Below are 13,882 nucleotides of genomic sequence, written 5' to 3'. Positions count from 1 at the left end.
AACTGTGACTTTGAGTGATCGTAAGCCCGTTGACCGTTCAAGGAACCGGATCAACTCGGCGCACGCGTCCGGATCGACCCGGCAGTCACTTGATGAGCGCGTTGGCGACCACCACGATCACCCCGAGCAACGCGTCGAGCGCGCCGATGAGCACGGCCTTGGGCCAACTCCGCGCCGACCAGCGGGCGGTGACGAGTCCGAGGCCGAACAGGATCACGATGTTCAGAACGAAGGCCGGGTACTCGACGCCCTTCGGCGGCCACCAGCCCCAGCCCGCGCCGGCGAGCAGGAAGACGGTGGGCAGGACGGCCGTCACCAGCGGCCACTCGTCGGCCAGGGTGTGCAGCGCGTCCCAGCGCTGGTGCGGGGCCCGCTCCGCGATGTAGTGGGCATAGCCGTGGGCCAGGGCGGAGGCGCAGGCCGTGACCAGGAGCCAGAGGGCGTCGTAGCGGCGGCTGGCCGCGGAGGTGTGCCCGTACTGGGTGAGTGCGGCCACCATCGAGCAGGCCAGCACGGCGCCGTAGACCCCACCGAACAGGACGGCCTCGCGGGTGTCGTGCGCGCGCGACCGGGCCACGGCCGCCGGGGAGTCGGGCATGCCCTCCACGATCACCCGGGCCGGGCCCGGCCGCCACCGGGCACGGCCCGACGAAGTGTCCTCCCACCAGGCCGGATGCCCCACACCCTGTCCACGGCCGGGACACCGGCCGGCTCGCTAGGGTCGCCGTATGACGACGCACAGCTTCGCCCTGCACATCCCCGACGCCGAACTCGAACCCGATCCGCTGGCCCCGGCGCAGATCGTCTCCGGCACGCCCGAGGTCACCGGGAAGGTGGTCTGGGAGTCGGCCGACGGCAGGCAGCTCCGCGGTATCTGGCAGATCACCCCTGGCGTGGTCACCGACACCGAGGCGGACGAGCTGTTCGTGGTGGTCAGCGGGTCGGCGACGATCGAGGTCGAGGGCGGGGCGACGTTCATCGTGGGCCCCGGGGACATGGCCGTGCTGCGCGCCGGCGACCGTACGACCTGGACGGTGCACGAGACGCTGCGCAAGGCGTACGCGATCAATCTGTGAGCCCGCCCGGCGCGTCGTAGGCCCGCCCCGGCGCATCGGGAGCGTGCCTCGGCGCGTCGTAAGCGCCACGGCGCGTCGCGACCGCGCTCAGCGGGCGGTGGGCGCGGGCATGTTGTACGGCGTGACCACCTGGATCGCCGACGGCAGGGTCGGGCCCGCCGGGGGCAGCGCACCCTGGGCGCGCATCACCAGGTGGCAGGCCTCGCGCATGTCCTGGCGCAGGTCGTGGTGGAGGACGGCGGACAGGCGCTGCTCGCGCAGCAGCCGGGTGTTGTCGTGGTCGAGGTCGTGGGCGATGAACACGGCGCACTCCCGGCCGAGGTCGTCGAAGGCGCGCAGGGTGGCGATGTTGCCGCCGCCGATGGAGTAGACGGCGCGGATCTCCGGGTCGCGCTCCAGGGCGGCGCGGACCAGGTCGTACTGGGTGGCGTCCAGCCCCTGCCCCTCGGCGATCTCCACCAGGGTGTGCTCGGGATGCCGGGCCCGCATGGCGCTGCGGAAGCCCATCTCGCGCTCCTCCTCGTTGCGGAAGAAGCCGCTGCTGAGGCTCGTGAGGACGTTGCCGGGCCGGTCGCCGAGCCACTGGCCCATCAGGTAGGCGGCGGTGGCGCCGGCGGCCCGGTTGTCACTGCCGACGTAGGCCAGGCGGCCGCTGGCGGGCAGGTCGGTGACGAGGGTGACGACCGGGATGTCCGCCGACCTGAGGCGCCCCACGGCGGCGGTGACCTCGGGGACGTCCGGCGCCTTGAGGATCACGCCCTGCGAGCCGCGGCGGGCTATCCGGTCCAGTGTCCGCAGCAGTTCCTCCACCGGTCCGGTCTCCCGGAAGTGGAAACGGGAGCGCACCACCGCCGGGTGCAGGGCCGGCAGCTCGGCCTCCAGCGCGCCGCGCACGGCCGTGGTGAACCGCTCGGGCGCGTGCATCACGATGTCGACCATGAAGGTACGGCCCACCAGCCGGACCTGGGTGCGCTGCCGGTCCAGATCGGCGATGGCCCGCTCCACCTCGCGGGCGGTGCTCTCCCGGACGCCGCCCCTGCCGTTCAGCACCCGGTCCACGGTGGCCTCGCTGAGCCCGGCCTGACGGGCGATCTCGCGGATGGGGAAGGGGTGGCCCACGGACTGCCTCCTTGAGGGGTTTTTGACGGGTCGCTGCTGGTTGTTCGAGGGGTTTGTGCTGACAAGAATGGCAGAGCCCCGCCGTGGCCGTGACCGCGGCCGTGACCGAAAGCAGGACATCGATGTCCCTTGCCGCTGAACAGGGCCGTGCCTGGCTCTCGCAGCAGGACTGCGACCTCGACACCTTCCGCGCCCTGGTCGAGCGGACCACGGACCCGGCCGCCTACCCGTACGCCTCGGCCGTCGAGGACAACGTCCTCGTCTACGACAGCGAGCGGCTGCGCGCCGCCGGCGCGGACCACCCGGTACGGACCGAACTCGTCCGCGCCCTCACCGACGGTCCCGGCGTCGCCGTCTTCCGGGGCGCGTTCCCCGACCCCGAGGTGGTGGACCGGGCCACCGCGGCGTTCGAGGCGCTTCTCTCGGAGCAGCACGAATCGGGCGCCGTGGCCGGCGACCACTTCGCGACGCCCGGGGCCAACGAGCGGGTGTGGAACGCCCTGGAGAAGGCGGCGCTCTACGACCCGGAGGCGTTCGCCGACTACTACGCCAACGACATCGTGGCCCTGGTCTCCCGGGCCTGGCTGGGCCCCGGCTACCAGATCACCTCGCAGGTCAACCTGGTCAACCCGGGCGGCGCGGCGCAGACCGCGCACCGCGACTACCACCTCGGTTTCCTCTCCGACGAGACGGCGGCGGCCTACCCGGCGCATGTGCACCGCCTCTCCCCCGTGCTCACCCTCCAGGGCGCGGTCGCGCACGGCGACATGCCGGTGGAGTCGGGGCCGACGATGTACCTGCCCTACTCGCAGACCTACGAGCCCGGCTACCTGGCCTGGCGGCGGCCGGAGTTCCAGGACTACTTCAAGGCCCGTCACGTGCAGCTGCCCCTCGCCAAGGGCGACGCGGTGTTCTTCAACCCGGCGGTGTTCCACGCGGCCGGCACCAACAGCACCCTCGACGTGCGCCGGATGGCCAACCTGCTCCAGGTGTCCTCGGCGTTCGGGCGGGCCATGGAGACCGTGGACCGGGAGGCGGTGGCCAACGCGGTCTACCCGGTGCTGCGCCGGCGCCGCGCGGAGGGGGCGGGCGAGGCGTGGCTGGAGAACGTCATCGCCGCGAGCGCCGAGGGCTATCCGTTCCCGACCAACCTCGACAGCGATCCGCCGGTCGACGGCATGGCACCGCCCTCGCAGGCGGACCTCGTGCGGCGGGCGCTGCGGGAGGGGTGGGCGCCGCGGGTGCTCAGGGACGGACTCCGGGCAGCGGCGGCGCGACGGGAGAGCTGAGGCCGTAGGTCGTCTGCGGGTTCGTTGTGGCTGGTCGCGCAGTTCCCCGCGCCCCTTTGGGGCGCCTGGTAGCGCCGTATATTTCAACATCAAGGAGCAACACTCAATGCGTATCGGAATCCTCGGCCTCGGTCGTATCGGGGCTTTTCATGCCGAGACCCTCTCCGGGCTCGACGTCGTCGAGTCGCTCGTCTTCACCGACCCGTTCGCGGACGCCGCCAAGGCCGCCGCGGAGAAGTTCGGTGCCGACGTCGTGGACTCGCCCGAGGCGCTGCTGGCCGCCGGTGTGGACGGCATCGTCGTGGCCGCCGCCACCGACGCCCACCCGGCGCTGATCCTGGCCGGCGTCGAGGCCGGTGTCCCGGTCTTCTGCGAGAAGCCGGTCGCGAAGACGATGGCCGAGGGCGTCGAGGTGCTCCGGGCCGTGCAGGGCAGCGGTGTGCCGATCCAGATCGGCTACAACCGCCGCTTCGACGCGGGCTTCGTCGCCGCCCGGGCCGCCGTCCGGGCGGGCGAGCTGGGGAAGCTGCACACCGTCCGCTCCACCACCCTGGACCCGGCCCCGCCGCCGGCCGCGTACATCGCCGCGTCCGGCGGGATCTTCCGGGACTGTTCCGTGCACGACTTCGACATCATCCGCTGGGTGACCGGCCGTGAGGTCACCGAGGTGTACGCGGTCGGCGGCAATCGGGGCGCCGAGTACATCAAGGAGGCCGGTGACGCCGACACCACCGGCGCGATCCTCACCCTGGACGACGGCACCATCGCGGTGGTCTCCAACTCCCGGCACAACGCCCGGGGCTACGACGTCCGCATGGAGCTGCACGGCTTCGCGGACTCCATCGCCGTCGGCCTGGAGGACAAGCTGCCGCTGCGCTCGGTCGAGCCCGGCGTGACCTTCCCCGCGGGCACCCCGCACGACTTCTTCATGGACCGCTTCACGGCGGCCTACCGCGCCGAGCTCACCGCCTTCACCGAGGTCGTGGCCGGCACCCGGCCCTCCCCCTGCACCGTCGAGGACGCCCTGGAGGCCGGCTGGATCGCCGACGCCTGCACGCTGTCCCTGCACGAGCACCGGCCGGTCACGATCGCGGAGGTCCGCGGCGCCTGACACCCGCGGACACTCCTGCCACGGCGGGGCGGGGACCGGAAACACGGTCCCCGCCCCGCCGTCCGTCGTGTCAGGCCCGCAGCCCGTCCACGATCAGCGCCAGAATCCGCGCCGCCCGCGCCTCGGCGTCACCGCGTGCGGGGTCGATCCGCCACAGCACGCTGAGCTGGAGCAGCACGTCCTCCGGGTCGATGCCGGGTTTGAGGCTGCCGTCCGCCGCGCCGGCGTCCAGCAGGACGCCGATGGCGTCGACGAACGGGCCGTACATCGGGTCCTCGGCGGCGCCGCCGGTCGCCGCGTGCACGACCTCGGAGACGCCGAACTTGAGCCGGCCGTAGTGGGCGACCTCGTCGAACCAGCGGCGCAGCGCCTCCAGCGGCGGATGCGTGCCGAGCAGCCGCGGCGCGAGGTCGATCAGGTGCTGGAGGTCGTGCCGGTACAGCTCCATGATCAGCGCCTCCCGGGTCGGGAAGTGCCGGTAGAGCGTGCCGATGCCGACGCCGGCCTTGCGGGCGATCGCGGAGAGCGAGGCCGTGGTGGAGGCGGCGAGCTCCGCCCGGGCCACGGAGAGGATGCGGTCCCGGTTGTCCCGGGCGTCCTTCCGGGTCGGTTTCGAGGGCTGCGGGTTCACGGTGTTGGTCGTCCGTCCGGTGTGGATTGCTATCCGGAGACCCCTCCGGTACGTTGAGGGACGTAGCGGAGGGGTCTCCGTTTCATTGCCGATTCTGGCACATCCCAGTGCATCCGTGGAGGTCAGTCATGCCCGAACTCGTTCTGGTCACCGGTGGCACCGGGTACATCGCCGGCTGGTGCGTCGCCGAACTGCTGAAGCGCGGCTACGAGGTGCGGGCGACCGTGCGCGCGCCGGGCCGGGAGCGGGCGGTCCGCGACGCCGTCTCGACCGTCGTCGACCCGGCCGGCCGACTGGACTTCGCCGTCGCCGACCTGACCGCCGACGCCGGCTGGGACGCCGCGATGCGGGGCGTCGACCGGGTGCTGCACGTAGCCTCGCCGCTGGGCATGACCGCCGACTCCCCCGACCTGGTGACCCCGGCCCGGGACGGCACCCTGCGCGTGCTGCGGGCGGCCACCGCGGCGGGGGTGCGGCGGGTGGTGATGACGTCGGCCGCGAACGCCGCGAGCCCGTCGTCGTACGCCTCGGAGGGCGTCACCGACGAGACGCTGTGGACCGATCCGGAGGATCCGACGCTGATCCCCTACCGCCGGTCGAAGACCCTCGCCGAACTGGCGGCCTGGGAGTTCATGCGGGGGTACGACGGGCCGACCGAGCTGACCACCGTGCTGCCCGGTGCGGTGTTCGGGCCGGTCCTGACGGCGGACGCGGCCGGTTCCGTCGGGATCGTCGCCCGGATGCTGTCCGGGGCGATGCCGGGGGTGCCGCGGATCGGTCTCGAGGTGGTGGACGTCCGGGACCTGGTCGACGTCCATCTCCGGGCGATGACCTCACCGGCCGCGGCGGGCGAACGCTTCCTCGCCACCGGCGAGTTCGTGTGGATGGCGGACCTGGCGCGGGTGCTGCGGGAGGGGCTCGGCGAGCGCGGGCGGCAGGTCTCCACCCGCCGGCTGCCGGACTTCGCCGTACGCCTCGCGGCCCACTTCCGGGACCCCGCGCTGCGGGAGATCACCCCGGCGCTGGGCCGACGGAACCGGCACACCACCGAGAAGGCGGCGCGGCTGCTGGGCTGGCAGCCGCGCCCGGCCCGGCAGGCGGTGCTGGACTGCGCCGAGAGCCTGCTCGCCCACGGCGCGGTCCGCGTCCCGGCGGCGGCTCAGCGGCCGTGACACACCGCCGCCGCGCCCCTGTCCGGGCCCTCGGAGGCTGCGGCTCACCGCAACCCCGCCCGAGCGCTCAAGGGCCGTGGCGCACCGCGATCCCGTCCGGGCCCTCAGAGGCCGTAGCGCACCGCGAACTCGTCCGGGTCGTAGGCGTCCCGGTCCGGGTCGTGCTGGATGGCGGGCCTGGTCTCGACCATGTCCTCCGGGCGGATCCGCTCGGGCAGCGCGCCGAACCGCTCCTTGCGTGTCACGGCCTCGGCTGTCGTCTCTTCGTGGCTCATGCTCGTCCTCCCCGTCGTGGCGGGCGTCACCCGTCATCTCGGAAACGCGCGCGCCCCGGCGGGTGTTCCCGAACCCGCCAGGGCGCGCGGGGCCGCGCGGATCTCTCCGCGCGGCCCTCGGGAAGCGGCTGTCAGGCGCCGCAGGACCGCAGGAACTTCCGGGTGCGCACCGCGATGGGCAGCGGCTTGTCCGGCTCGCAGGGGTACATGTCCTGCTCGACGATCGCGAACAGGTCGACCCCCAGCCGCTGCGCCGCCGCCAGCACCGGAGCCAGCTCCGGTACGCCGGCGGGCGGTTCGCACATCACGCCCTGGGCCACGGCCGGCCCGAACGGGGTGCCCTTGGCCCGGACGTCGGCCAGGATCGCCGGGTCCACCTGCTTGAGGTGCAGGTAGCCGATCCGCTCGCCGTACGTCTCGATCAGCTTGACGCTGTCGCCGCCGCAGTAGGCGTAGTGGCCGGTGTCCAGGCAGAGGTTGACCAGGTCCGTGTCGGTCGAGTCGAGGAAGTGCTCGACGTGCTCCTCGGTGTCGATGTGGGTGTCGGCGTGCGGGTGGACGACGATGTCCAGGCCGTACGCCTCCTTCACCTCGTGGCCGAGCCGTTCCATGCCCTTGGTGAGGTGGGCCCACTGCTCGCCGGTCAGCTCCGGCGGCTCCAGGATCTCGGCGGTCTTGTCGTCCCGCCAGAAGGACGGGATGACCACCAGGTGCTTCGCTCCCATCGCCTGGGTGAGCGCGGCGACCTGGCCGACGTGCTCCCAGGTCGACTCCCAGACGGCCGGGCCGCGGTGCAGGCCGGTGAAGACCGTGCCCGCCGAGACCTTCAGGTCCCGCTTGGCGATCTCGTCGGTGAGCCGGGCCGGATCGGTCGGGAGGTACCCGTAGGGGCCGAGTTCGATCCAGGAGTAGCCGGCCTCCGCGACCTCGTCGAGGAAGCGTTCCCAGGGGACCTGCCGGGGGTCGTCCGGGAACCAGACGCCCCAGGAGTCGGGGGCCGAGCCGACCCGGATGCGGTCGAGAACATCGGTCATGGGCTCAGGACTTTCCTTCCGGACCGGTCGCGACGGGTGCGGTGAGGTCCTCCTCTTCGGGGAGTTCCTCGGTGTCGACCCCGCGCACCTGGGACAGCTCGTGCTTGAGGGCCGCGAGCTCGGCGCCGCCGGCCATGTGGTTGGTGAGTTCCTCCAGGGTGATGTCGCTGCGCTCGGCGGAGAGTTCCAGGGTGCCGAGGCGCAGGACGCTGAAGTGGTCGCCGACCATGAAGGCGTGGTGCGGGTTGTGGGTGATGAAGATGACGCCGAGGCCGCGCTCGCGGGCGGCGGCGATGTACTTCAGGACGACGCCGGACTGCTTGACGCCCAGGGCGGCCGTCGGCTCGTCCAGGATGAGGACGCGGGCGCCGAAGTAGACCGCGCGGGCGATGGCCACGCACTGGCGCTGGCCGCCGGAGAGGGTGCCGATGGGCTGGTCCAGGTCGTCCAGGATGATGCCCATGTTGCGCAGTTCGCGGTCGGCGGTCTCCTTCATCCTGGCGATGTCGAGACGGCGCACGGGCCAGGGACCCTTGGTCATCTCGGAGCCGAGGAAGAAGTTCCGCCACACCGGCATCAGGGGGACGGTGGCGAGGTCCTGGTAGACGGTGGCGATGCCCTTGTCGAGGGCCTCGCGCGGGGTGGAGAAGCGGACCGGGGTGCCGTCGACGAGGAAGTCGCCCTCGGTGTGCTGGTGCAGTCCCGAGATGATCTTGATCAGGGTGGACTTGCCGGCGCCGTTGTCGCCGAGGACGCAGGTCACCTGGTTCGGGAAGACCTTGAGGTCGACCCCGTGCAGGGCGCGGATGTTGCCGTACGACTTGCCGGTGCCGCGCAGCTCGACGATGGGGGCGCCGTCGACGGGAGCCGCCTCGTCCTGGAGGACGGCACCGTGGGTTCCGGAGTTGTTGTCTGTCATCGGGTCACCTCCTGGTCGCGGTGCGCTGCACCCACAGGTTGATCATCACGGCACCGAGGAGCATGACGCCGAGGAAGGCCTTGAACCAGTCCGGGTTCCAGCCCGCGTAGACGATGCCCTGCTGGACCATGCCGAACATGAAGGCACCGAAGACCGGGCCGATCGCGGAGCCGGCGCCACCGGTCAGCAGGCAGCCGCCGATGACCGCGGCGGAGATGTAGATCAGCTCCTGGCCCACGCCCTCGCCGGACTGCACGGTGTTGAAGGAGAACAGCTGGTGCATGCCGACGAACCAGGCACCGAAGCCGACCAGCATGAACAGCGAGATCTTGGTGAAGTTCACCGGGACGCCGACCGCGCGAGCCGAGTCCTTGTTGCCGCCGACCGCGAAGACCCAGTTGCCGTACTTCGTGCGCAGCAGGACCCAGGTCGCGATAGCCGCGAAGAAGAGCCACCAGAAGATGGTGATCTTCACCTGGACGCCGCCGATGTCGAAGGACGAGGCGAAGAGCGCCTTGGCCTGGCCGAAGCCGTCCATGTTGCTGATGTCGTCGGTGGCGACGTTGCCGGTGACCAGCTTGGTCACCGCGAGGTTCACGCCCTGGAGGATCAGGAAGCTGCCCAGGGTGATCAGGAAGCTGGGCAGACCGGTCCTGACCACCAGCCAGCCGTTGAGGAAGCCGATGGCGAGCGACACCACGAGCGCGGCGATCACGCCGACCCAGACGTTCATGCTCAGCTGGTAGGCGATCATGCTCGCGGTGAGCGCCGAGGTGATCACCGCGACACCGGCGGAGAGGTCGAACTCCCCGCCGATCATCAGCAGGGCCACCGGCAGCGCCATGATGCCGATGGTGGACGACTGGTACAGGATGTTCGCCATCGAGCTGGCTTCCCGTACCGGCGGGGCGGCGATCAGGAAGAAGACGTACACCGCGACCGCGCCGAGGAAGACGCCGACGTCGGGGCGGGCCAGGATCCGCAGCGCCAGGGGGCGCCGGGCGGTCCGGCCGTCCTTCTCCTTCGGACCGGGGGCCGGCGGTGTGGCCACCGCCGGCTGGGTCTCCTGACTCATCTCGATCACCGAGTGCCCTTCGCGGCGAACTCGGCGACCTTGTCGACGTTGGACTTGTCGACGAAGGCCGGGCCGGTCAGCACCGGCTGCTCACCGCCGCCCATGTAGTTGCCGTTGTTCTTGTAGAGCCACAGCGAGTCGATCGCCAGGTAGCCCTGGAGGTAGGGCTGCTGGTCCACGGCGAACTCGATGGTGCCCTTGCTGATGGCGCCGGTCAGGTCCTTGTTGAGGTCGAAGGTGGCGACCTTCGCCTTGCTGCCCGCGTCGGACACCGACTGGACGGCGATCAGCGCGATCGGGGCGCCGAGCGTGACCACGTGGTCGATGGCCTTGTCCTGCGTGAGCTTGGCGGTGATCGTCGACTTGACCGAGGTCGGGGACGTGCCGTCGACGTACAGGGTCTCCGTGGTCCCCGAGAACGTCTTCTTCACTCCGTCGCAGCGCTGGGTGAGGCCGACGTTGCCCTGCTCCTGGATGACACAGACGACCTTCTTGGCGCCTTCCGTGTTCAGCCGGTTGCCGAGCGCCTCGCCCGCCACCGTCTCGTCCTGGCCGAAGAACTCCAGCAGACCGAGCTTCTTCCAGTCGCTCAGACCGGAGTTGAGGCCGACGATCGGGATCTTCGCGGCGTTGGCCTTGGAGACGACGTCCTTCATGGCGTCCGGCTTGGCGAGGGTGACGGCGATCCCGTCGACCTTCTGGTCGATCGCGTTCTGCACCAGGTTGGCCTGGTTGCCCGCGTTCGGGTCCGCCGAGTAGACGAGCTTGATGTTGTCCTTGTCGGCGGCGGCCTGGGCGCCCTTGCGGACGATGTCCCAGAAGGTGTCGCCCGGCGACTGGTGGGTGACCAGCGCGACCGTCATGCGAGGGGTGGACGCCTTGCCCGCCGAGGCCGCCGATCCTCCCTCTTCGGACTTCTTTCCTCCGGAGCTGCTGGAGCAGCCGGCGAGGGTCAGGGCTGCCGCCGCGGCAACGGCCACGATCGGGGCCAGCCTGCGCGAACGGGAGTGGGAAGAGCGGTCCATCTTTCCTGCACCTCACTGTGCGACGGGGGAAAGGAACGGATCGGGACGATCCGCGGACCCGGGCCGACGGAGGTGGTCCGGGTCACTGCCTTGCGTTGGGACGGGATACAAGTCCCTGCGCGGCCCGCTGTCAATACTTTGTTAAGACATCATTTCACACTCAGGTCCGAATGTAAGTACAAACCATTGACAGCGCGACCTGCTCCGATCTACACCTGAGGGGCATCAGCCCACCCACGAGGAGCCTCGCATGACCGATCCGCCGGCACCGGCCTCCGGCCGCGTCGCGACGGGCCGTTCCGAAGGTGATCTCTACCCGCTCCCGCCGGGCGTACCCCTGGCGCCGGCGGAGCGCCCCGTGGGCCGGCCGGCCGCCCGCCGCCCCCTGCCCGCCACCCCGTCCGAATGAGGTCCCCCATGAGCCAGCCGACCACCCGCCTGACCGTCGCCCAGGCGCTGGTGCGGTTCCTGTCCGCCCAGTACACCGAGCGCGACGGTGTCCGGTACCGGCTGATCGCAGGCACCTGGGGCATCTTCGGCCACGGCAACGTGGCGGGGATCGGCCAGGCGCTCCTCGAATACGGCGACGTCATGCCGTACCACCAGGGACGCAACGAGCAGGCGATGGTGCACGCGGCGGTCGGCCACGCCCGCCAGCTGGACCGGCTCTCGGCGCAGGCGGTGACCACGTCCATCGGCCCGGGCGCCACCAACCTGGTGACCGGCGCCGCGCTCGCCACCATCAACCGGCTGCCGGTGCTGCTGCTCCCCGGCGACTACTTCGCGAGCCACGCGCCCGACCCGCTGCTGCAGCAGCTGGAGCACCCGGGCGAGTTCGACGTCTCCGTCAACGACACCCTGCGCCCGGTCTCCCGCTACTTCGACCGGATCACCCGCCCCGAGGCGCTGATCCCGTCCGCGCTGAACGCCATGCGGGTCCTGGCCGACCCGGCCGAGACCGGCGCGGTGACCCTCGCCCTCCCCCAGGACGTCCAGGCGGAGGCGTACGACTGGCCGGAGGAGTTCTTCGCCGACCGGGTCTGGCGGGTCCGGCGGCCGGCCCCCGACCCCGTGGAGCTGGCGGACGCCGTGAGCGCCGTACGGGCCGCTCGGCGGCCGTTGGTCGTGGCGGGCGGCGGAGTCCACCACAGCCGCGCGGAAGAGGCTCTGAGGGCCCTTGTGGAGGCCACGGGCATCCCCGTCGCCTCGACCCAGGCGGGCAAGGGCTCGCTGCGCCACGACCACCCGGCCGACCTGGGCGGGATCGGCCACACCGGGACCGCCGTCGCGGACGACCTGGCCCGCACCGCCGACCTGGTCATCGGCGTGGGCACCCGGTACACGGACTTCACCACGGCCTCCGGCACCCTCTTCCAGAACCCGGACGTCCGCTTCCTGAACCTCAACATCACCGGGTTCGACGCCCACAAGCTGGCCGCGAGGACGCTGGTCTGCGACGCACGGGCGGGACTCACGGCCCTCGTGGAGGCCCTGTCCGGGCACCGGGTGGCCGCGGAGTACGCCGCCGAGTACCGGGAGGGCAAGGAGCGCTGGGACGCCGTCGTCGAGGCGGCCTACCGCGCGGACGACGAGGACGCGGTGCCGACCCAGACCCAGGTGCTCGGCGCCCTGGACGCGGTCGTCGGCGATGACGACGTTGTCATCAACGCGGCCGGCTCGCTCCCGGGCGACCTGCACAAGCTGTGGCGGGCCCGCTCGCCGCGCCAGTACCACCTGGAGTACGGCTACTCCTGCATGGGCTACGAGATCCCGGCAGGCATCGGCGTCCAGCAGGCCGCCCCGGAGGTCGCCGTCTGGTCGCTGGTCGGCGACGGCACGTATCTGATGATGCCGACCGAGATCGTCACCGCCGTGCAGGAGGGCCTGCCCGTCAACCTGGTCCTCATCCAGAACCACGGGTACGCCTCCATCGGCGGCCTCTCCGAGTCGGTGGGCGGCGAGCGGTTCGGCACCGCCTACCGCTTCCGCTCCGCCGACGGCACCTTCGGCGGGGCGCCGCTGCCGGTCGACCTCGCCGCCAACGCGGCCAGCCTCGGCATGGAGGTGCTGCGCGCCAAGACCGTGCGGGAGCTGCGCGAGGCCCTTGCCGCGGCCCGCGCGAGCGACCGGGCGACGTGCGTGTACGTGGAGACGGACCCGGCGCCCACCGCTCCCCCGGCCGAGGCCTGGTGGGACGTGCCGGTCGCCGAGACCGCCGCCCGCGAGTCCGCCGTACGCGCCCGCGAGGAGTACGACCGGCAGGTCGCCGACCGCCGCCGGCATCTGTGATCCCCCGAACCCCGGAAGGAGGTGTCCCGGTGGCCCGTACCAAGGATTCCGCCCGCACCGCGACCGTCTCGGCACTCGACGCCCTGGACTTCGCCCTGGACCGCGGCAGCCCGGTGCCGCTCTACTACCAGCTCGCCCAGCAGCTGGAGGAGGCCATAGAGCACGGAGTGCTCGCCCCGGGCAACCTCCTGGGCAATGAGATCGACCTGTCGGTGCGGCTCGGCCTGTCCCGGCCCACGGTCCGCCAGGCCATCCAGTCGCTCGTCGACAAGGGCCTCCTTGTCCGCCGCCGGGGCGTGGGCACCCAGGTGGTGCACAGCCAGGTCAAGCGGCCGCTGGAGCTGAGCAGCCTCTACGACGACCTGGAGTCGGCCGGGCAGGGCCCGACCACCCGGGTGCTGCGCAACGAGCGGATCCACGCGACCGCGGAGGTGGCCGCCGCCCTCGGGATCGCGGAGGGCGCGGAGGTGGTCGTCCTGGAGCGGCTGCGCTGCACGCACGGCCAGCCGGTGGCGTTCCTGTGCAACTACCTGCCCGCCGGCCTGCTCGATCTCGAGACCGAGCGGCTGGAGACGACCGGTCTGTACCGGATGATGCGCACGGCGGGCATCACCCTGCACAGCGCCCGGCAGACGGTGGGCGCCCGCAGCGCCACCGCCGAGGAGGCCGTCCGGCTCGACGAGAAGGAGGGCGCCGCCCTGCTCACCATGCGGCGCACGGCCTACGACGACACCGGGCGGCCGGTGGAGTACGGCAGCCATGTCTACCGGGCCTCCCGGTACGCCTTCGACTTCCAGCTGCTCGTACGGCCGTAGAACGTGGCGTGCCAGGCCGGTTGCTGCGGGTTTAACCGCTGGTCCCGCCACC

At 71.7% G+C, this 13,882-nt stretch carries 15 protein-coding genes; 7 read left to right on the top strand and 8 right to left on the bottom strand.

Features of this window, described 5'->3' with window-relative positions:
• Positions 1–85: 85 nt before the first annotated feature.
• Positions 86–598, bottom strand: coding sequence for a hypothetical protein (locus ABZ887_RS19705; protein ID WP_361290857.1), 513 nt, complete (start codon positions 596–598; stop codon positions 86–88).
• Positions 599–728: 130 nt separating this feature from the next.
• On the opposite strand from ABZ887_RS19705, the gene ABZ887_RS19700 reads away from it, so the two are divergent.
• Complete coding sequence (locus ABZ887_RS19700) at positions 729–1,076, top strand: cupin domain-containing protein (RefSeq protein WP_361290854.1); 348 nt, start codon at positions 729–731, stop codon at positions 1,074–1,076.
• A gap of 87 nt (positions 1,077–1,163) precedes the next feature.
• Here ABZ887_RS19700 and ABZ887_RS19695 read toward each other — a convergent pair whose 3' ends face one another.
• The gene (locus ABZ887_RS19695; protein WP_361290851.1) at positions 1,164–2,195 is read right to left on the bottom strand and encodes a LacI family DNA-binding transcriptional regulator; all 1,032 of its coding nucleotides are present in this window, start codon (positions 2,193–2,195) and stop codon (positions 1,164–1,166) included.
• A 122-nt stretch (positions 2,196–2,317) separates the two neighbouring features.
• Between ABZ887_RS19695 and ABZ887_RS19690 the strand changes: the two genes are divergently transcribed.
• Positions 2,318–3,484 carry a phytanoyl-CoA dioxygenase family protein gene (locus ABZ887_RS19690; RefSeq protein ID WP_361290849.1) on the top strand — a complete coding sequence of 389 codons (1,167 nt, stop codon included), beginning with the start codon at positions 2,318–2,320 and terminating at the stop codon, positions 3,482–3,484.
• A 106-nt stretch (positions 3,485–3,590) separates the two neighbouring features.
• Positions 3,591–4,595, top strand: a complete 1,005-nt coding sequence (locus ABZ887_RS19685) for a Gfo/Idh/MocA family oxidoreductase (protein WP_361290846.1) — start codon at positions 3,591–3,593, stop codon at positions 4,593–4,595.
• 70 nt (positions 4,596–4,665) lie between these two features.
• Here the strand turns inward: ABZ887_RS19685 and ABZ887_RS19680 are convergent, their stop codons facing one another.
• Positions 4,666–5,226 carry a TetR/AcrR family transcriptional regulator gene (locus tag ABZ887_RS19680; protein WP_361290843.1) on the bottom strand — a complete coding sequence of 187 codons (561 nt, stop codon included), beginning with the start codon at positions 5,224–5,226 and terminating at the stop codon, positions 4,666–4,668.
• Between the two features lie 128 nt (positions 5,227–5,354).
• On the opposite strand from ABZ887_RS19680, the gene ABZ887_RS19675 reads away from it, so the two are divergent.
• Positions 5,355–6,398, top strand: coding sequence for an NAD-dependent epimerase/dehydratase family protein (locus tag ABZ887_RS19675; protein WP_361290840.1), 1,044 nt, complete (start codon positions 5,355–5,357; stop codon positions 6,396–6,398).
• Positions 6,399–6,502: 104 nt separating this feature from the next.
• Here ABZ887_RS19675 and ABZ887_RS19670 read toward each other — a convergent pair whose 3' ends face one another.
• From ABZ887_RS19670 to ABZ887_RS19650, 5 genes are all read right to left on the bottom strand, one after another.
• Positions 6,503–6,673: a hypothetical protein gene (locus tag ABZ887_RS19670; RefSeq protein ID WP_361290837.1), complete on the bottom strand. Its 171-nt coding sequence runs from the start codon at positions 6,671–6,673 to the stop codon at positions 6,503–6,505.
• A 131-nt stretch (positions 6,674–6,804) separates the two neighbouring features.
• Positions 6,805–7,707, bottom strand: coding sequence for a sugar phosphate isomerase/epimerase (locus ABZ887_RS19665; protein WP_361290834.1), 903 nt, complete (start codon positions 7,705–7,707; stop codon positions 6,805–6,807).
• 4 nt (positions 7,708–7,711) lie between these two features.
• Positions 7,712–8,626 (bottom strand): ATP-binding cassette domain-containing protein, encoded by a 915-nt coding sequence (locus tag ABZ887_RS19660; RefSeq protein ID WP_361290831.1) that lies wholly within the window; start codon positions 8,624–8,626, stop codon positions 7,712–7,714.
• 4 nt (positions 8,627–8,630) lie between these two features.
• A complete protein-coding gene (locus ABZ887_RS19655) occupies positions 8,631–9,707 on the bottom strand; it encodes an ABC transporter permease (RefSeq protein ID WP_361291055.1) in 1,077 nt (358 codons plus the stop codon).
• Positions 9,707–10,726: a sugar ABC transporter substrate-binding protein gene (locus ABZ887_RS19650; protein ID WP_361290828.1), complete on the bottom strand. Its 1,020-nt coding sequence runs from the start codon at positions 10,724–10,726 to the stop codon at positions 9,707–9,709. The genes ABZ887_RS19655 and ABZ887_RS19650 overlap by 1 nt, the downstream gene beginning before the upstream one ends.
• Positions 10,727–10,976: 250 nt before the next feature.
• On the opposite strand from ABZ887_RS19650, the gene ABZ887_RS19645 reads away from it, so the two are divergent.
• Genes ABZ887_RS19645 through ABZ887_RS19635 form a run of 3 tightly spaced genes read left to right on the top strand, consistent with a single transcriptional unit; the run spans position 10,977 to position 13,830 of the window.
• The gene (locus ABZ887_RS19645) at positions 10,977–11,135 is read left to right on the top strand and encodes a hypothetical protein (protein WP_361290825.1); all 159 of its coding nucleotides are present in this window, start codon (positions 10,977–10,979) and stop codon (positions 11,133–11,135) included.
• Between the two features lie 8 nt (positions 11,136–11,143).
• Positions 11,144–13,015, top strand: a complete 1,872-nt coding sequence (gene iolD, locus ABZ887_RS19640) for a 3D-(3,5/4)-trihydroxycyclohexane-1,2-dione acylhydrolase (decyclizing) (RefSeq protein WP_361290822.1) — start codon at positions 11,144–11,146, stop codon at positions 13,013–13,015.
• 29 nt (positions 13,016–13,044) lie between these two features.
• Complete coding sequence (locus ABZ887_RS19635) at positions 13,045–13,830, top strand: GntR family transcriptional regulator (protein WP_361290819.1); 786 nt, start codon at positions 13,045–13,047, stop codon at positions 13,828–13,830.
• Positions 13,831–13,882 lie beyond the last annotated feature (52 nt).

Source organism: Streptomyces sp. NPDC047061 (assembly GCF_040643955.1).
Classification (GTDB): Bacteria; Actinomycetota; Actinomycetes; order Streptomycetales; family Streptomycetaceae; genus Streptomyces.
Note: the sequence above shows the minus strand (reverse complement) of the source record. Positions and strands in the feature narration are given on the sequence as shown.